Here is a 19,417-nt window from a genome sequence, read left to right on the forward strand (position 1 = left end):
TGTTGCCACAAGCCTTATATCTGGAGCTGATAGACGGACTCGAACCCCCGACCTACTGCTTACAAGGCAGTTGCTCTACCAACTGAGCTATATCAGCGTTTTGACTCGCTTTTCAACTAAGCTGTATCATAATAACATAAAAAATATTCTTGTCAACAAAGTTTTATATTTTTTCATAATTAATTTTATCTGACGTAAGACCTAAAATAAATCTCTATCTTACTTTTTAAAAACTTAGATTACTCACAAGCCCTATCTGCTAAAATATTATTATCACAGAATTTAGGAGGTTTACATGAACCGCAAGATGAACACTGAAAATATGAATGAAAAATTCAATGAGTTTTTCTATGAGGCTTTTGAATCTAATACTTATAAAGTAGGCAAAAGACCTTGGTGGCAAATTTTAGTTTTAACTATAATTGTAATGTTTTTGTATTTCTTTTTTACATTACCATCATTAAGCCCACAAAGCTTTGATTTTTACAAAACCATTATTATAGGAATTATAGTTTACTGGGTACTTCATGCATTATTTGGTAAACAGCTGAAATCATCAAAAGGTCTTAAATCATCTATAGTCGCTATTATTTTATTAATAGCTATTCCTTTTTTAGGAACTTTAATTTCATCTCCATTCTTTTTCTCAAAACAATACGCTGAATTAATTGAAATTAATAGTAGTGATTTCGCTAAAGATATTGAACAAGTATCTATTAACCAAGTTCCTGTAGTAGATAGAGAGGCTGCTCGAGTCATAGGTGAAAAGCAGATGGGATCAATGGGAGAGTTAGTTAGCCAATTTAATGTTGCTAATAAATATTCTCAAGTAAATATTGCAGGTAAACCAATAAGAGTTTCTCCACTTGAATACTACGATATTATCAAATACTTTACTAACAACCAAAGCGGTATTCAGCACTATGTAAGTGTAGATATGACATCTCAAGATGGTGACCTCACTAAACTTGATGAAGCAATATTCTATTCTGAAAGCGATATTTTATTTAGAGATCTTAACAGACACATAAGATTCCAATTCCCTTTCTCAATTCTAGGCGAAAGCAACTTTGAGATAGATGACAATGGTAAAGCTTGGTATGTAACACCGGTGCTACATAAACCTATCTTTTTCTTTGGTGGTTTAGATGCTAAAGGTGCTATTATTACTGATGCTAATACTGGTAAAAGTACATACTATAAGAGAGATGAAGTTCCTAGCTGGGTCGATAGAGTAAACCCTGCTGAAGTGATAATTAGTCAACTAAATTCCTATGGTAAATATAATCGTGGTTTCTGGAACTCTGTGTTCAGTCAAAAGAATGTTACCTCAACAACAGAAGGCTACAATTATATTTCCTTAGGTGAAGATATCTACCTTACAACTGGTGTAACTTCTGTAAGATCAGATGAATCCAATCTCGGTTTCTATTATGTAAACTTAAGAACCAAAGAAACTAAGTTCTACCCTGTTCCTTCAGCTACTGAAACAGCTGCTATGAAGAGTGCTAGGGGTAAAGTACAAGAGAAAAACTATGAACCTACCTTCCCTGTAATACTTAATTTAGGTGGTAGACCAGTTTATTTCATGTCTCTAAAAGACCAATCTCTTACTGCCAAAATGTTTGCTTTGGTTGATGCAGAACAATTCACCGATGTAATTGTTGGCGACAATGTACAAGAAACTATTAGCAAATATTTTGATATTAATCCTGAAGTTTCTTCCGATTCAAATGTATTTGAGGATGAAAAAATTACAGTAGAGAAAATTTCAGAAGTAGTAGTTAATGGTAATACCATTTACTATTTGAGCGTAAAAGAAAATAATAATATATATGTTATTGTTCCTGAAGAATTAGACAATCGTGTACACTTTATCCAAGCCAATGACAAATTAAACATTCAATCGAGTCTACAGCTTGAAAAAGATGAGTTTAAACAATTTAAGATTGTCAAAATAGAATACTAGTATTCATTTAGTTTAAATAAAAGAGTTCAGCTTATTGGGGTCAAATCATTTTTATCACAAAGTTGAGCTCTTTTACTATATATTCTTATATTAAGTTAGGACATTAATATGAACAACAAAAATAGACTAAATTTCGAAAAGCTCTTTGAACTTAATACTGAGGTCAACTTAGAGTGGCCTAGAAGAGCCAGGATAATTTACAATCCAACAGAGTCAACTGAATATGAAGTTTTGGACAAACTGGTTAAGGAGTTTCAGCCACCTAAGGGCTCTAAACTAATAGATTTTGGTTGTGGTACAGGAAGAGCGCTCCTCTATTTGCATTACTACTGGAATATTAAGTCCATAGGTATTGAACTCATGGACGAAGCTTTTGATATACTTGAAATAAATTATGATAATTATTTAGATAAAATAAATGAATTAAATATTCCTCATCAAGATCTAGATATTTTTCAAACTTTTGCTGAGCATTATGAAATTGAGAAAGATGCTAATATTTTCTATTTTTTCAACCCTTTCTCCCCTAAAATTTTCCAAGCAGTTATTAATAACATCTTAAACTCACTTATAATTTATCCTCGTGATGTATATATAATCCTTTATTATCCAGACAGAAAATATCTAGAATTCTTGTCAGATAAAACTCAATTCAAACTTTATAAAAGTATAGATATTAACTCTAAAGAGGACAATCGTGAAAAGATTTTAATTTTCAAAAGATCATCAATATAAAGAAAAAGCAAGTTAGAAATTACTTTCTAGCTTGCATTTTTTCTTGAATTTATTTTTCAGCTAATAGATTAATAACATCTTCTTCTGAACTACAGTCTTTAATTACTTTTTGAACAAGAGTTTCACAATCTTTTTTATCCAGCCTACTAATAAGTTCCCTTATCTTAAGTATATTTCCTGCTGACATTGAAAACTCATCTAATCCTAGACCTAGTAACAATGGTACTGCACGCTCATCTCCTGCCATCTCACCACACATGCCAACCCATTTGCCTTCTTTATGTGCAGAAGCAATTACATTTTGTAACAATCTAATAATTGCAGGGTTTAGCGGTTGATATAGATATGAAACTTTCTCGTTCATTCTATCTGCAGCCATTGTATATTGAATTAAATCATTAGTTCCAACGCTAAAGAAATCAACTTCTTTGGCAAATTGCTCAGCTAAAATTGCCGCAGCAGGTATCTCTATCATAATCCCCACTTCAACTTCACCTAACTTAACTTCTTCACCTTCTAGCTTTGATTTCTCTTCTAATAAAAATTTTTTAGCCTGTCTAAATTCAGAAATCGTAGCAATCATTGGGAACATAACTTTAAGATTACCAAAAGCAGATGCACGTAATAGTGCCCTAAGCTGGGTTCTAAATATATCCTCTTTTTCCAAAGAAATTCTAATCGCTCTATGACCTAAAAAAGGATTCAGTTCTTTTTCTAAACTTAAAGATGGCAACTCCTTATCGCCACCGATATCCATAGTTCTAATAACAACAGGTCTATTTTGCATTCCTACAAGAACTTGCTTGTATGCCTCGAATTGTTCTTCTTCACTAGGTAATCTATCATCTTTCATGTAGAGAAATTCGGTTCTAAAAAGCCCTATAGCCTCAGCACCATTCAGCAATGCATTTTCTATATCTTCTGGCCCAGCAATATTAGCTCCTAATTCGACTTGTACACCATCTTTACTAACAGTATTCTTGTCTTTTAACTTAAGAAGCTCATTCTTATTATGCAAATACTCTTCTCTTTTATGTTTATATATTTTGATTTCTTCTTCACTAGGATTAAGAATCACTAACCCTTCTTCAGCATCTACAATTACAATATCTCCATCATTAACTTTACTGCGTAAGTTACTGAGTCCAACAATAGCTGGTATACCAAGACTTCTTGCAATAATAGCAGAATGAGAAGTTCTACCTCCAACTTCAGTCAAAAAAGCTTGCACTAGATTTTTATTCAATTGACTTGTCTCACTAGGACTTAAATCTTCTGCTAATAGAATACTTTCTTCAGAAATATTAGAAATCCCTAAATCTTCTTTTCCTAATAGATTTGCCAATAATCTTTTTGATACATCTTCTATATCTTTTGCTCGCTCTTGCATATAAGGATTATCTTCCATAGCAGAAAATATAGAAATAAACATATTGCTAACGTCATCTAGAGCAGATTCAGCATTTACATAAGTTGATTCTATCTGAGACTTAATCTGACCAATAAATTCTGGGTCCTCAAGGAATAATAATTGTGCATCAAAGATTGCAGCTCTCTCTTCATCTATATTATCAGCTGCTTTATTTCTGACTTTTTCAATATCCTGTTTCGCTACAAATACAGCTTCTTCAAACCTGAATATTTCCTTCTTGACATCAGAAATTTCCACTCTATCAAAACTAAGATCTATATCTTCGATAATCTTTACCGGAGCTACTGCAATACCCTCAGAAGCAATTGTACCTTTTAATACTTGAGACACTACTAAATTAGTCCTCCTTCTGAAAGAGATGTTTCTAAAGCCTCAATAGCTTCAGCTTCATCTTTGCCGTCAACCTCAAGGGTCACTATATCATTATTTTTAATTCCCAATGACATTATTCCTAGTATTGATCTTAGACTAGCTTTCTTATCACCTAGAAATATATTTACATCAGAGTCAAACTTTGCTGCTGTTTGTACTAGAGCAGTGGCTGGTCTAGCATGTATTCCAGTTTCTGCTTTAATTGTGTAATCTCTTTTTATCATTTTACATTTACCTCACTTATATTAATCTAATGCTTTTACAAACCTCTCTGTAATTTCTTTAGGCCTTGTGATTGCTCCACCAACTACTATGCCACAAACACCTAAATCTTTAACTCTCCTTGCCTGTTCTGGTGTATGAATTTTTCCTTCCGCAATAACATTCATCCCAGAATTTACCATTTTCTCAATCAAATCAAAGTTTGGTCCATCTAGTAGCTTACTATAAGAAGTATAACCTGCTAAAGTAGTACCAACGAAGTTAATTCCTTGTTCATGAGCATTTAGAGCTTCTTCAAAAGTTGATATATCAGCCATAAACAATTGTTCAGGGTATTTATCTTTGATTATTTTAATAAAATCATTTACTTCTAAACCATCGTGGCGCTCTCTCATGGTTAGGTCCAAAGCAATTACTTCACAACCAACCTCTACTAATTCATCAACTTCTTTGATAGTAGCTGTTATGAAAGGTTCTTGTGGTGGATAATCTTTCTTAATTATTCCAATTATAGGGAGTTTTGTAACTTCTTTGATATTCTTGATATCTCTTACACTATTTGCTCTTAAAGCAACAGCACCACCAGCCTCTGCAGCTTTAGCCAACAACGGTATAATCTCACCTTTTTCAGTATATAAAGGCTCACCTGGTAATGCTTGACAAGAAACTATTAATCCACCTTTAACAATATTTATGAAATCACTTTCTCTCATAGTTTTCCTTTATTTATTCTATTTTTCAACAGTAAAAAGCTCGTCAGAAAAATCAATATTCTCTTTATTATTTATTTGGATAGATTTTAACTCAGCTGAATTAGTAATAATTACTGGAGTTACGCTAGAGTATCCCTTTTCATGAATCAAGTCTGCATCAAATTCTAATAGCAATTCACCTTGTTTTACTTTGTCACCTTGAGCTACATGAGCCTTGAAACCTTCACCATTCATCTCAACTGTATTAATTCCAACATGGATTAATACTTCTACTCCCTCAGCATTTATTAGACCAATAGCATGATTAGTCGGAAACAAAGTTACAACTTCCCCATCAAACGGAGCTTTGACAAGATTCTCGCTAGCTTCAATTCCTACACCATCTCCCATCATTCCAGACGAAAATACTGGATCCGGAATTTCATTAAGTTTTACTACTTTACCTTGTAGTGGTGCAAAAACTTCAATTTCATTTTTCTTATTGAATAAATTTCCTAAAAAACTCATAATATACCTCTTCTATTAAACTATTAAAATCCTTATTTATTCTCTCATATTTTAAGTAGAAATACAGCATATTTAGGTAATAAGTTAATATAAAACTAAGATTTAACTATGATTTAATCTAGATTTATAAAAAAGAAAAATAAACTTTTAAATGAAACCTTACATATCCTTGTAAGATTTATTATTTGCCCCTCTCGATTTTCAACGCTCCTTTTTCCAATCTAGAACCTTTAGGCTGGATTACCAAGTCATAGCCTAATACATCTAATATATCTATTAGTTCATTTGTCCTCATGCTATCTCTTTTTAGTCTTTGATTTAATGCCTGTCTACTTACATCAAGTTCTCTACCTAAGCTTGCTTGTGTCATCCCTTGTTCTTCCATTATCGCTAAAATTGCCTTGCTTATTATCATTTTTTCGCACCTCAGAACTTTTCATTTACTTAAAGTATATCGTAACATCCTTAATTGCCAATTCTTTATTTACCTCTTTTCTAGATTATTATATAAATTTAAAAGATAAGTTAACCAGCGATAATTAAAAGGCCTAATATAATTAAGTTAATAATCAAATTAAGTAATTAAAGACAATGCTTGTGATTAATTCTGAAGCAATATTCGAAAATGAACAAAAATAAAAGCCAACAAACTTCTATGTTTGTTGGCTTTAAACTGGTGACTCGTCAGGGACTCGAACCCTGGGCCCTCTGATTAAAAGTCAGATGCTCTACCGACTGAGCTAACGAGTCATGGCTGGGATGGGAGGATTCGAACCTCCGACTGCATGAGTCAAAGTCATGTGCCTTAACCACTTGGCTACATCCCATTATATGGGGTGAGATATGGGAGTTGAACCCACGGCCTCTGGTGCCACAAACCAGCGCTCTAACCAACTGAGCTAATCTCACCAAGTCTCACTCACAAGTTCAAAATCAATGAACTAAATGAAATGCACGAATCATTATATATATCAATTTTACATATGTCAAATTTTTTCTTAACTTTTTTAATTATTTTTTAATATTTTTTCTAAATGCTTTATTATCGGGCTTTTAAGCATATTTTACATCTGTTTTTTACCTCAAAAAGTTTAAAATTGTTAAATCTTTTAATAAAAGAGCTACCAAGACAACATTTCTTTTGTTAAAAGCCAATCTTTAACTTTAACATCATATTTATAACCTTGTAAGTTTCCACTCTTGGCTATAATTCTATGACAAGGTATAAAAACTACTAAAGGATTATTGCTTAAAGCTTGCCCAACTGCCCTACTAAAACTATTAGGATTCAAATTACTATTACCCGTAATCTCTATGGCCAAATCTTCATAAGAGTAGACTGAACCATAAGGAATATTTCTAGTTTTTTCCCAAACTAATTTTTGAAAGCTTGTAAAATTATCAAAAACTATAGGAAGATCAAATTTTTTCCTTTTACCTGCAAAGTACTCTTCACTTTGTTGTACTGCATTTTTCAAACTAGCTGGTAAATTATTAAAATCTTTTTTATATTCTTTCATTGCAGTTGCATAATCTTTTAATAAATAGCCATTACAGTCTGCCAATTTATTATTAATGCATAATGATCTTAGGCTTATATCTTCCAAATATTCTGAATAGTTAATAAATTTAGTTTGAGTAATTTTCTTCTCATTTCCATAAATAGCAAACACTGCTTGCTCAGTAGGGACAAATGCCCAGATAGACGGCCAATTGCTAAGCTTATCCATGATAAAAGTTTTCATCCAGACATTTCTATCCCCTTGGAATTTAGTACCGATATTAATACTGATATCACTTTCAATAAAACCTAATTCATTGAAGTACTTAACTAAATCTTTATAGTAGTCTGGAATTTTTATATTAATTACTTGAACTTTGTCGTTATTAGCGATTAAGTCCAGAAAAGAATTAATAAAACCCTCATAATTTAAATGTTTATTTAGATTAGATTGAGGAATATAAACTTCAACACTAAGCTCACCTTTATTCAAGAAAAGTTGACTGCAAAATAAATAGAGCAAATTTTCAGTAAAGATGTCACTTACTTCATCTAAATTAGATTTATTAGATCTCTCCTCTTCCCAAACAAAAGCTGAGTTTCTATTATCTTCTAAAAATCCAGATAAATTCGTTCTGACAGAGTTCGCACTCACTCTACCAGATGAGTTTTTCGCAAAAGCAGGCTCTTCTTCTCCAAAAGACTCATATAAATCCAAAGCATCTTTTAAATATAAATTTCTTAAATTATAATTACTCATTTTTACACTTTCTTTTTATTTTAACATTTTTAAAATAGCTAGACTCAAAATATATTTTAACTATAATTACATTATATAAGTTACTGGAAATGAGGGTGCTTAATGCGTTTTAATAATTTACTTAACAGACTCGGAATGAATAAGATATATACAATGCTAGCTCTACTTATACTTACCATTATAATTAGTTTACTACTACTTCTTGGTTTAGCATTTAAAGAAAAAAAAGCTTACGAAATTCTAGAAGATTACCTTAAACATTTGCAAACTGCAGACTATAATGAGGCAGTTAAATTAATTAATGTAGATAAACAAGATAATTGGCAAAATGAATTCTATAAATTTTCCAAGGACTCTTCAGCCAATGCTCAACTAGAACAAAAATTCATCCAAAATACTAAGCTTGAATTAATATCAGAATCTACGGTTGATCCTGATAACTTAATTCTTAAAGTTAAAGTAATTCATAATGATGGTCCCAAAATATTACAAAGCATTTCAGAGGATATGCAAGATGCCAAAATTGATGTTACTGATCCTGAAGTCGTGCGAACTGGTGAATCCAAGGAAGATATGCTTAAATACTATGCGCTTGACAATATAGAGGCTTATAAAAATATCAAAAGCTCTAATGAGATTACAATTGAAATGCGTAAGAAAAATAAATTATTTAAAACTGAATGGCTTATTTACCCTAATGATGAATTTCATAAATTAGCTTACGGTAATATTAGTTCAGATTAATTATTATGAGCAGCTATAATCAAATCACATAAGCAAAAAGCACTGATATAATCAGTGCTTTTTTACTGTATTATCTAATAAAATTTCAAAATCTTATTCTTCAATAAAATCTTTTAAAGATTTTGGTCTAAGCTCGGATTTTACTTTTCTTAAGCTTGGAAGAACAGCTAATTCTTGTTCAATTACTGGGCCTTCCATTAACTCATCATAAGTAATAGCTAAATCTTCTCTTAGCTCGCCATTTACGTAACGTCTTCTTACAACATTAGTGTAATCATCAACAACATCTTGTTTGAAATGAATTGCATTACCATCTGGTAAGTAAATCTTGGCATCATCCCAAATATTAATACCAAATACAAATTCATCTCCACCTGGACACACTTGGTACAAACCTAAGGAGCTTAACACGTACCATGAACCCATACTTCCATTGTCCTCATCGCCAGGGAAGCCTTCCATATCGTAACTGAATAAGTTTGTCAGCATTTGTTTTGTGACTAATTCACCTAAATTAGGATATCCTGTAAACATAAATAAGTATGGGAAATGGAAACTAGGCTGGTTTGAGATTGCCAATTGGCCAAAGTTTAAAATAGCCATTTCACTCATTTCATGTATCTCGATTCCATAACTACCGATTTCAAATTCTGGTGTCTGGTTAATTAAATCCACCATAAATTCAGTAAACTCTTCGTCACCACCATACATCTCTATTAAGTCAGAGAAGTTATAAAATACACTTAAACTATTTTGCCAGGATGAACCCTCAGTATACTCTCCACCCCAACGATAGCTTGATACATTTACAAACTCACCATTACTCTTTCTTGGTAACATTCTTTTCGCATCTGCTTGGAATAAGTTTCTATAGTTCAATGAATAGTTATAGTATTTTTCTGCAATATCATCTTTACCCAAAGCTTTAGCAACTTGTGCAATACAGAAATCACTATAAGCATAATCTTGAGTCTTATTAACTGATTCTCTTATATTAATATCACATGGGACATAACCAAGTTTCCTATACTCTACACCACCTTCACGTCCCTCAAGGATATCTTCTCCTTGTTCTTCTGCAGAATAAATCATGTATTCTAAAATTTCTTCAGCTAACTCATCACTTACTAAACCTTTAACAACTGCATCAGCAATTACTGAGTCAACTGAACTTCCTGGCATTAGTCCCCTCTCATCTGGAGAAAGCCAACGTGGCAAGAACTTATCTTCTTTACCTACACTTAAAATTCCTTCAATGAAATCTTCTATTCTTTCTGGACAAATAAGAGAATATAATGGGTAGTTTGTTCTAAAGGTATCCCAGTATCCATTGCTTGTATAGAATGAGCCTGGTTCAACTTTTCCTGTATAAGGTGAAAAGTGAATCTTATCACCTTCTGAGTTAAACTCATATGCTTTATGTGGGAAAGTGGCACTTCTATATAAACAGGTGTAGAAAGTACGCAATTGCTCAAAATTTTGACTCTTAACTTCAATTCTACTTAAATAGTCTTCCCAGTCATCTGCAGCAACTAATTTAAACTCTTCATGATTTTCCGCAAAGTCCCCTACAAACAAGCCTAATTCCTTCATCTCTTGACGTTGATTTTCTTTAGCTTGCTCAACACTTATATTAGAACAGTTAAAGTTCATATGAATTGCTTCATCTTTAAAGTCAGTGCTTAACTTAAACCAGTACATCACTAAATCATGACCAAAATCGTTGTACTCTGTTTGGCCAACTAACTCTAGATTAGTATCAAATTGCATAGCATAATGCATTTTATAATTAGAATATTTAGAACCAGCAAACTGCTCGGTAAAACCTGTCAGCATACCTTGTTCTACTTGATTCATTTCAGAATTTTTACCTAAAGTTAGTGTGAAATAATAACTACGATCTATTGTATAGCTTCTATCTCTAGAGACTTCACAACTTGCCCCAAACTCAGTAGGTACTAAATCAATATTCAAACCATCTCTTAAGCGTCTATAACTCAAATTATGTGGTTTAAAAATACTTTTGTTTGGTCTATAAGAACTCATATTGTAATCTACTGCAATATGACCCTTCTCCATATTATTCAAAACAGTTTCTTCTTCTTCTGAATCTAAACCTATAAAGTTAAAGCTTATGAAGTTGAAGTCACCCATCCAAGGACTTGGTTGATGAGTCAATCTAATACCGTAATTGCTATGGTCACTACCATTAAAAAATCTAATATCATTATAGCGAGTTACCATAACAAAAGGATGTCTACCAAAAGGCAAAATTGTATAAGGAAGACAATTTCCCTTACTCAATCTATGTTGACTATTCGTACCTTGTCTTGTATCGACTAAATCTAGCAAACTCATATTGTATCCTCCCTGAGTTTAAATATTAATTATTTCATCAAATAATTCTTTGTTATTCTCTATAGCTTCAGCATTACCAATTACAACATAATTTCCATTATTTATTGTATTTGCTAAAACTTCACCATACTTTTGCATTTTCTCTAAATCAGTATTTAAAGCGCTCTCTAAATCTCGCTTACGATCTTCATAAGTTTCTCCTGTTAAATGTTCTACATTAGCAAGATAGGTTAAACCTGTAGGATTTAAAACAGGATTAAAGTGATTAATTGCACCAATAATATACTCATCCAATGACTTTTTAGGAATTTCTAGATTTTTTAAATGATCTCCCAATGTATCGTAAATATCTAATGTGTATTTGATATTTGGATCACGATAACTGCTAGCAATTACTTCCTTAAGCTTATTCATTTTAAGAGCATTACCATATGCTCCTCCTTTTGCTCTGATCATATTGTGCATGTAGTCACTACTGATCATGGAAGTCATAACTACCATATCACCTTCGTAGTTTTCTTTATATTTTTCAAAACTTCCACCTTTAACTACATAATTAACATTCGAATCAATCTTTATAGCTTCATTATATCTTCGTTGTCCCAATTCACGTTTAGCAGGAGTATAAACATCTTCAAATAGATTATCTACAAAAACTTCAGCATTATTTTTGAATTCTTTTATAGCTTTTTCTTCTGCACCCACAGTAATCAGTAAGTTGTTTTTGTTAAAAATAACTTTACTAATTTCAGAAAGTTTTTCAATCAAGGCATCTTTTTCAGATGAGAAGTTATCTACGATATTTTTTAGCACTTGATAGTAACTTACACCTTTAAGTTGCTCGTTAACATAACCTGTTTCGTTTAACCTTGAACTTAATCTTAATGAAGCATATCTATTACCATTGCCAACAATACTTTCGTATTCATTAGATGCTTCCATATTTAATACCTCAAGTATTCTTTTCTCATCTTTAAAATCACTTGATAATAGAATCTCTGCTAAAACCTTGGTCCAATCATTAGCTTCAAGGTCAAGTGTTTTGGCAAAAACTTCAAATCTTAAATCAACTGTGTCGTCTATCTTAGTATAGACATTTGGATTATATGAGAAACCTCCTGAGGAAAGAGCAATTTTACTATCCAGGTCTGTATATTTATATGATTTTGTATTAACTGTACCTAGAAGATTGGATAAAATCCTTACATATGGTAAATCACAGCTGTCTATATGATTCAAATCAAAACTATAGATAACATAATTTACTCCGCTTGTAACGACATGGTTTTCAATCACCGTATAATTATCATGCTCTTCAATATCATAATTCAACTTAGGAACGTCGACTTCAATATCTTCTATATTCAAAGTAGGTATAGTAGCTTTCTTTTCGGGACTATCGTCTTGTTCTTGCCATTTATATAGTTCTTGATTTTTATTTACTAAATTCTCTAGATCTTCTTCACTAAGACTAGCTTTATACTCAGCTAATTCACTGCTTACTTCAGCATCTTTCTCAGCATTAAGACCCGGGATAGCTTTAGCAAGCATACTAACTTTATGTTTGTTGTCTAAGAATTTACTTTTAACTAAATTCTCCCATACATCAGATTCTAAAGACTCATTGAGGTGTTTTAATAGATCTGCATAGCGCAAACTGTTAATTGGATCATCTCCATATAACCAAGATTTTAATACTCTTGAGAAATAGTTGACGCCAGTATTGCTACCAGTATTCATTTCTTTCAAATTAAACTCCAAACGATTAATAGAAGCTTGGAGTGCAGTTCTATCAATTTTTTCTTCTACTACTTTCTCTAGAGTCTTTTCAATTAATTCAGAAAACTTATTTGCATTTTCCAAACTAGCATTGACTAAATATACTTTAACTGCATTCTCCTGATTACAATCACTATAGGCGAAATAATCTTCACCTAAGTTCTCAGCTTCAACAGCTAATCTTACGGGGGCAGATTGAGAATTAAATAAAGTATCCAATAAAATATTAATCATTGCATTTTCTTCATAATCTACAAAAGTATTAAAAGCTACTCCCCAGGCAGCATAGTTTTTATCTTGAGGATCTTCAGCTTTACCAATAGAGATTTCAATATTTTTCTCTACACTATTATTAAATTTAGGTTGAATTGGAATTTCTGTATCTATTTCAATTTTATCGAAATTACTCAAGTATTCAGTATCTATGTATTGTAAAAACTCATCAATATCTAAGTCTCCATATAAATACATCTTAGAGTTTGCAGGATGATAATACTTTTTGTGGAAATTTAGATAATCTTCGATTTCAAGATCATATATAGTATAAGGATCACCACCAGATTCATATTTATAAGGTGTATCTGGGAAAAGTGCTCTGTCTAGCTCTTTATCAATTAAACTAATTGGAGATGAATAAACACCTCGCATCTCGCTAAATACAACACCTTTATACTCAATTGGATCTTCGACATTAGCTATATCATAACGCCAGCCTTCTTGTCTAAATATTTTCTCCTCATCATATATAGCTGGATAAAAAACAGCATCTAGGTATACATCCATTAAGTTTCTAAAATCTTGAATATTTCTAGATGCAATTGGATAAATAGTTTTGTCTGGATATGTTGAAGCATTTAAATAAGTAGCCATACTACTTTGAACCAAATTCATAAAAGGTTCTTTTGTTTTATATTTTCTAGAACCAGCAAGCACTGCATGTTCAAGTATATGAGGTAGACCTGTATCATCGTAAGGTGGTGTTTTGAAACCAACACCAAAAGCCTTATTATCATCTTTTGCTTTTAAATAAAGCAGTTCAGCGCCAGATTTATCATGGATAAATTGAAATGATTCTATATTTAATTCATCAATTTTTTCATGTTTTAGCAATGTAAAGCCAAACTTATTCATATTACTCTCTCCTATTTATCTAATTTATTCTGTTGAATTATTAATCTAAAAACTACAAAGATAAAAGCTAATATAAGTTCTATACCAAGAAATAAGTAAAATTTAGAAAAATCATTTCTACTTATTATTAAATCAAATAAAACTATAGCAATAATTATCAAAACTACCTTCAGGAATTTAGCTAAAGAGCTATCCCAAAACGCAGAGTATTCACTTGGGTTCTTTGCTTTTGAAACCCTAGAATTAGCTCTTCTTGGATTTTGTTTTGAACTACGTTTACTTGTGTTTGCATTAACTTTATTCGTCATTTTTTCACCTCTAGTTTATAATACTACCATATATTTATTTATTAGATTAAACTTGTATTTGTTAATTTATGGAGAGAAACTTATGGCTTTTGATGGGATACTTACACACAATCTAGCAAATGAATTACATGAAATTTTACAAGGTGCTAGACTCGACAAAATTCAACAACCTTCACGTTATGAGATGTTATTGACATTTTCCAATCGTGGAATGAATAAACTTTATATTTCTACAAATCCAAGTAGTCCATATTGTCATCTAACTGACTTAAAATTCACTAACCCAGATGTAGCTCCTAGATTTACAATGTTCTTAAGAAAACATCTACAGGGAGCTAGAGTAAATAAAATTTATTGTCCAAAATTTGAACGTATTATTGTAATAAACTTTACTTTTATTGATGAGTTCTCTGAAGTTATAAATTTAAACTTAATAGTAGAACTCCTCACTGGAGCTGCTAATATTATCTTAGTAGGCGAAGATAATATTATAAGAGATGCTTTATTTTTTAACCAAGTAAGCGACAAAAGAGTAATTAGCCCTAAGTTTGAATATACTGCTCCAGAAGCTCAAAATAAACCTTTGCCTGAAGATAGATTAATAGAGATAAATGAGAACTTAGAACTTCTCAAAACTACATCTGATTTAAGCTCACTGTATTTAGATAAAATTGACTCTCACAAATCTCTAGACAAAGAGTTAATAAAACTTAGCTTAGGAGTATCTCCCCAAGTGGTAAACGAAATTATATTCAGATCACAAATCTCAAATAATGCCAGTATACTCTCTCTTACTTATCAAGAAACAATTAATTTATTGGAGGCAGCTAAATCAGTTTTAGAAGAAGCTCTTCATAATAATTCAGCTTATATATACACTGATTCTAGACTAAAAAAACCTGAATACCATTGTATTAAGCTACAATCACTTGGTTATGCCCAAGAACTTGACTCAATAAGTGCTACTATTAACTATATTCATCAGTTAAAAGCTAACGATCAGGCTCTTGATAAACAACGTCAACAATTAAGCTCAATAGTAAAAAAAGAACTAAAAAAAAGCGAAAAGCTACTAAATAATTATTATAAAGACATTAAAAGCAATGAGAATTTCGAAGACAATCGATTAATTGCTGATTTACTTTTAGCCCAGCTTCATAATCTACCAGATTCTATGCCCAGCAATGCCAAAATCATCTTAGAAAACTATTACGACCCCGAACTAAAAGAGATTGAAGTTGCTTTAAACCCAAAACTTCACATGAAACAACAGGCACCATATTTTTACAAAAAATACAATAAGAGCAAAGATACCTATACATATGCAAAAAATCATATTCCTGAAACTGAAGATTTAATTAATTATTTAAATACTTTACTTTCACAACTTAATAACGCTGAAGATATTGAAACTCTAGATGCTCTTAAAATAGAAATAATCAATGGACCACTTAAACATAAAGTCAACACTACTGATACTGGAAACAAGAAAGCTAAGATAAATAAAAGCAAAGCCAAAAAGGTAAAACATCCTCAAGCTCTTCCACCTCAAGAATTTATTAGCAGTAATGGGTTCACTATACTGGCTGGAAGAAATAATCTACAAAATGATAAGCTTACTTTCTCTAACTCTGACAAAAACCATTTATGGTTCCATGCCAAAAACAAACCTGGCACTCACGTTGTCTTGCAAGGATCCGTATCTGAGGTTAAGGACATAGATATCATAGAAGCTGCAGAAATTGCTGCCTGGTTAAGTCTTAGTGCACAAGAAAAAAAGATTGCCAATATAATTAGCATTGACATAGACTTTTGTTCTCTAAAAAACGTCAAAAAACCTAATGGTGCTAAACCAGGATTTGTTATTTATGATAATTATAAGACAATTCGTGCGGAGGCTAAATCTCACCAAGAATTAAAAAAGTAGCTTAACAATTAAGCTACTTTTTTATCTTCTTAGTCCATAATATTTTTATTAATCCACTGGCCTCTCCATACCTAAATGCTCGAAGCCTTTATCTGTTAATACCCTTCCTCTTGGAGTTTTTGCAATATAACCTAATTGCATTAAATAAGGTTCATTTACGTCTTCTATAGTTCCTGGGTCTTCATTTGTGATGGCGGAAAGTGTTTCAAGTCCAACTGGACCACCTTTAAATACTTTAGCTATAGCTAATAAAATCTCATTATCAAGTTTATTTAAGCCCTGATCATCAATTTCTAAAGCAGCCAAACCTTCCTTCGCAATCTCTTCAGTTATTACACCATTTCCATTAACTTGAGCGAAGTCACGTAACCTCTTCAACAGACGAATTGCAACTCTAGGTGTACCACGTGAACGTCTAGCAATTTCTAACAATCCAGCTCTATCAGCGCCTATACCAAGTATACCTGCATCTCTCTCAATAATTTGACAAAGCTCTTCAACAGTATATAAATCTAATCTAAAGATCATTCCAAAACGATCACGTAGTGGCGCAGTTAATAATCCTACTCTTGTTGTCGCACCTACTAAAGTGAATGGTGCTAAATCAATTCTAACAGATCTAGCTCCTGCACCTTTACCCAATACTATATCTATGCTGAAGTCTTCCATTGCTGAATATAGAACTTCTTCAACATAGTGATTAAGTCTATGTATCTCATCAATAAATAAAACATCATGAGGCTTAAGATTGGTAAGTATAGCTGCCAAATCACCAGATTTCTCTATAGCTGGACCAGAAGTAATTCTAAGATCCACTCCTAACTCATTAGCTATAATTCCTGCTAAAGTAGTCTTACCTAATCCTGGAGGTCCATATAGCAAAGCATGATCAAGTGATTCACCACGTTCTTTTGCGGCTTGTATAAACACTCCCAGATTTGCTTTAACCTTATCTTGACCAAAATACTCATTTAAAGTTAGTGGCCTTAACTGATTGCTTTCTTGTTCGTCTTCACGCAACTCACCGGACAAAAGACTATTATCCACAAAATCACTTATATCAGAACCTAGTTCAGAATCATAAGTTATATCAAAATTTCTCTGATAACCTTCTACATCATCATCTTTAAAGGAGCTTTCGATAATAAAATTATTGATATCAAATTCATCTACAGATTCAGAAGTATATGCATGATCTTGCAAGCTTTCATCTCTTCCTGCATCAGCTAAAGATTTATTAAATTTGTTTTTATCTCTTGAATAACGATTTTCTTTCAAATTCAACTCCTAAAAAAACTATTTACTAGCAACTTTTAATGCTAATTTTAGATTATCTTCTATTTCTAAACTCGGATCAAAACTTTGATTGACCATACGTTTAGCATCATTAAGATTATAACCTAAGAAAATTAAACCTTGAATTACATCATCTTTCATAGACATAGAGTTTTGGTCAATAGCATGATCTTCCTCAATACTTTCGTAAACATCTTCTGACCCCGCATCTATGTGTTTAAATTTATCCTTAAGTTCTAAAATTATACGTTCAGCAGTTTTTTTACCAACACCTTTACCTTTCATTCTTTTGACTATTAAATCACTATCTTCTCTTACTATAGTCAAAGCAAGGTCAGTTGGTCTAAATTCTTCTAATAAAGCTAAACCGGCCTTAGGTCCTACACCACTTACAGTAATAAGTTTCTCAAATAATTGTTTATACTCTTTTGAAGGGAAACCAAACAGCTGCTGTCTATCTTGAGTAATATGAAAATATACGTAGCACTTAACTTCTTCTCCAATCGCTCCTAATTGATTAATTAAGGTATTCCCCATTTGTATATCATAACCTATACCATTTGTTTCAATTACCAAACCATCAGTATTAATCTCTGCTATTTGACCTTTAACGTAACTATACACTACTGATATCCTCCACGTAGTTTCTGACCATAATTCCCAATATTATTATTTGCTTGCGCAATAGCAACGGCTAAAGCATCGGCTGCGTCATCTGGTTTAGGAACTTCTCTTAATTTAAGTAAAGTTTTAACCATTTCTTGCACTTGATATTTATTAGCTTGTCCATATCCTGTGACAGCACTCTTAACTTGAGAAGGTTTAAATTCAAATATATCAATATTACTCTGTGCTGCAGCTAAAATTATAACACCTCTAGCTTCTGCAACTGCTATAGCTGTAGTAGTATTTTGAGCAAAAAATAATTCCTCTATTGCAATAGCTTCAGGCTGATACCTATCAATTAATTGTTTCATAGCTGTATAAATCGCTATTAGTCTTTGCTCAAATGGCATTCTACTTGGTGTCGATACAACACCATAGTCAATTGCTCTCATATCAAAACCATCAGCATCTATGATACCATAGCCCACGATAGCATAGCCTGGATCAATTCCTAAAATTCTCAAATTAACTCTCCGTATTCATACAATTAGAACATTTACCTCTAATAATTATGGATTGAGACTCTACTTCTACATTATCAGGCAAATCAAAAACCTTAGAATCACGCAATATTTCAGGGATTTCGACATCATATATAGTTTGGCAATAATTACAAACGAAATGAGCATGCTCATCTAGATACAGGTCATAGCGTTTAACATTCTCGTTAAAACCTACTACTCTAATTAAGCCTTTCTCTTCAAAGATATTAATTGTATTATAAACAGTCGCTCTGGCCACTTTATCGTCTGTCTTCAACATTGCATAATACACTTCTTCTGCAGTTGGATGTGAGTCATCTAAGTATAAAAATTCCATTACAGAAATACGTTGTCCTGTAACGTTAATATTTTTCTCTTTTAAAATATCTATAATAACTGCCCTTAATTCTTCCGGACTTAGTTTATCTCTATTATGTCTGCTTTTTAAAATATTATTCCCTGTTAAATCCATATAATTCATACCTAATATATTATTTTTTATATTATAACATCTA

17 protein-coding genes and 4 tRNA genes are annotated in these 19,417 nt (G+C 31.9%); 4 read left to right on the plus strand and 17 right to left on the minus strand.

Translation table 11 applies throughout. From position 1 onward, the window contains the following. Positions 1–21: 21 nt before the first annotated feature. Positions 22–97: transfer RNA gene (locus tag C5Q98_RS03245), tRNA-Thr, on the minus strand. Positions 98–295: 198 nt separating this feature from the next. On the opposite strand from C5Q98_RS03245, the gene C5Q98_RS03250 reads away from it, so the two are divergent. Together C5Q98_RS03250 and C5Q98_RS03255 are read left to right on the plus strand one after the other, a co-directional pair. Continuing rightward, entirely contained in the window at positions 296–1,969 is a 1,674-nt protein-coding gene (locus tag C5Q98_RS03250) for a hypothetical protein (protein ID WP_106012288.1), read from the plus strand. 108 nt (positions 1,970–2,077) lie between these two features. Then, positions 2,078–2,704: an SAM-dependent methyltransferase gene (locus tag C5Q98_RS03255; protein WP_106012289.1), complete on the plus strand. Its 627-nt coding sequence runs from the start codon at positions 2,078–2,080 to the stop codon at positions 2,702–2,704. A 49-nt stretch (positions 2,705–2,753) separates the two neighbouring features. Here C5Q98_RS03255 and ptsP read toward each other — a convergent pair whose 3' ends face one another. The 9 genes from ptsP to C5Q98_RS03300 all read right to left on the minus strand — a co-directional run bounded on the left by ptsP (position 2,754) and on the right by C5Q98_RS03300 (position 8,211). Beyond that, positions 2,754–4,466 (minus strand): phosphoenolpyruvate--protein phosphotransferase, encoded by a 1,713-nt coding sequence (gene ptsP, locus C5Q98_RS03260; protein WP_106012290.1) that lies wholly within the window; start codon positions 4,464–4,466, stop codon positions 2,754–2,756. A gap of 2 nt (positions 4,467–4,468) precedes the next feature. After that, positions 4,469–4,732 (minus strand): HPr family phosphocarrier protein, encoded by a 264-nt coding sequence (locus C5Q98_RS03265; protein ID WP_106012291.1) that lies wholly within the window; start codon positions 4,730–4,732, stop codon positions 4,469–4,471. A gap of 21 nt (positions 4,733–4,753) precedes the next feature. Beyond that, entirely contained in the window at positions 4,754–5,443 is a 690-nt protein-coding gene (locus C5Q98_RS03270; protein ID WP_106012292.1) for an N-acetylmannosamine-6-phosphate 2-epimerase, read from the minus strand. 18 nt (positions 5,444–5,461) lie between these two features. Next, positions 5,462–5,950 (minus strand): PTS sugar transporter subunit IIA, encoded by a 489-nt coding sequence (locus C5Q98_RS03275; protein ID WP_106012293.1) that lies wholly within the window; start codon positions 5,948–5,950, stop codon positions 5,462–5,464. A gap of 181 nt (positions 5,951–6,131) precedes the next feature. After that, on the minus strand, positions 6,132–6,365 hold the full coding sequence (locus tag C5Q98_RS03280) for a helix-turn-helix domain-containing protein (RefSeq protein ID WP_106012294.1): 234 nt from the start codon (positions 6,363–6,365) through the stop codon (positions 6,132–6,134). Between the two features lie 259 nt (positions 6,366–6,624). After that, positions 6,625–6,700, minus strand: a tRNA-Lys gene (locus C5Q98_RS03285). 1 nt (position 6,701) lies between these two features. Continuing rightward, positions 6,702–6,777 (minus strand) — tRNA-Gln (locus C5Q98_RS03290). 5 nt (positions 6,778–6,782) lie between these two features. Continuing rightward, positions 6,783–6,859 (minus strand) — tRNA-His (locus C5Q98_RS03295). A 212-nt stretch (positions 6,860–7,071) separates the two neighbouring features. Continuing rightward, entirely contained in the window at positions 7,072–8,211 is a 1,140-nt protein-coding gene (locus C5Q98_RS03300) for a methylated-DNA--[protein]-cysteine S-methyltransferase (RefSeq protein ID WP_106012295.1), read from the minus strand. Between the two features lie 102 nt (positions 8,212–8,313). On the opposite strand from C5Q98_RS03300, the gene C5Q98_RS03305 reads away from it, so the two are divergent. Beyond that, complete coding sequence (locus C5Q98_RS03305) at positions 8,314–8,955, plus strand: DUF4878 domain-containing protein (RefSeq protein WP_106012296.1); 642 nt, start codon at positions 8,314–8,316, stop codon at positions 8,953–8,955. A 93-nt stretch (positions 8,956–9,048) separates the two neighbouring features. Here C5Q98_RS03305 and C5Q98_RS03310 read toward each other — a convergent pair whose 3' ends face one another. The 3 genes from C5Q98_RS03310 to C5Q98_RS03320 are packed head-to-tail and all read right to left on the minus strand — an operon-like array spanning position 9,049 to position 14,531. Beyond that, on the minus strand, positions 9,049–11,313 hold the full coding sequence (locus C5Q98_RS03310) for a GH92 family glycosyl hydrolase (RefSeq protein WP_106012297.1): 2,265 nt from the start codon (positions 11,311–11,313) through the stop codon (positions 9,049–9,051). An 18-nt stretch (positions 11,314–11,331) separates the two neighbouring features. Then, complete coding sequence (locus C5Q98_RS03315; protein WP_106012298.1) at positions 11,332–14,223, minus strand: insulinase family protein; 2,892 nt, start codon at positions 14,221–14,223, stop codon at positions 11,332–11,334. An 11-nt stretch (positions 14,224–14,234) separates the two neighbouring features. Further along, on the minus strand, positions 14,235–14,531 hold the full coding sequence (locus tag C5Q98_RS03320) for a hypothetical protein (protein ID WP_106012299.1): 297 nt from the start codon (positions 14,529–14,531) through the stop codon (positions 14,235–14,237). A gap of 82 nt (positions 14,532–14,613) precedes the next feature. On the opposite strand from C5Q98_RS03320, the gene C5Q98_RS03325 reads away from it, so the two are divergent. Next, positions 14,614–16,458, plus strand: a complete 1,845-nt coding sequence (locus C5Q98_RS03325; protein WP_106012300.1) for an Rqc2 family fibronectin-binding protein — start codon at positions 14,614–14,616, stop codon at positions 16,456–16,458. Positions 16,459–16,506: 48 nt separating this feature from the next. Here the strand turns inward: C5Q98_RS03325 and ruvB are convergent, their stop codons facing one another. The 4 genes from ruvB to C5Q98_RS03345 all read right to left on the minus strand — a co-directional run bounded on the left by ruvB (position 16,507) and on the right by C5Q98_RS03345 (position 19,374). Next, positions 16,507–17,517 carry a Holliday junction branch migration DNA helicase RuvB gene (ruvB, locus tag C5Q98_RS03330; protein WP_479723663.1) on the minus strand — a complete coding sequence of 337 codons (1,011 nt, stop codon included), beginning with the start codon at positions 17,515–17,517 and terminating at the stop codon, positions 16,507–16,509. A gap of 237 nt (positions 17,518–17,754) precedes the next feature. Further along, on the minus strand, positions 17,755–18,378 hold the full coding sequence (gene ruvA / locus C5Q98_RS03335; protein WP_158695696.1) for a Holliday junction branch migration protein RuvA: 624 nt from the start codon (positions 18,376–18,378) through the stop codon (positions 17,755–17,757). Continuing rightward, positions 18,378–18,884, minus strand: a complete 507-nt coding sequence (gene ruvC / locus C5Q98_RS03340) for a crossover junction endodeoxyribonuclease RuvC (RefSeq protein ID WP_106012302.1) — start codon at positions 18,882–18,884, stop codon at positions 18,378–18,380. The genes ruvA and ruvC overlap by 1 nt, the downstream gene beginning before the upstream one ends. 1 nt (position 18,885) lies before the next feature. Continuing rightward, the gene (locus C5Q98_RS03345; protein ID WP_158695697.1) at positions 18,886–19,374 is read right to left on the minus strand and encodes a Fur family transcriptional regulator; all 489 of its coding nucleotides are present in this window, start codon (positions 19,372–19,374) and stop codon (positions 18,886–18,888) included. Between the last annotated feature and the right edge of the window lie 43 nt (positions 19,375–19,417).

Origin of the sequence: Fastidiosipila sanguinis (assembly GCF_002998295.1) — a bacterium.
Taxonomy (GTDB): Bacteria; Bacillota; Clostridia; order Saccharofermentanales; family Fastidiosipilaceae; genus Fastidiosipila; species Fastidiosipila sanguinis.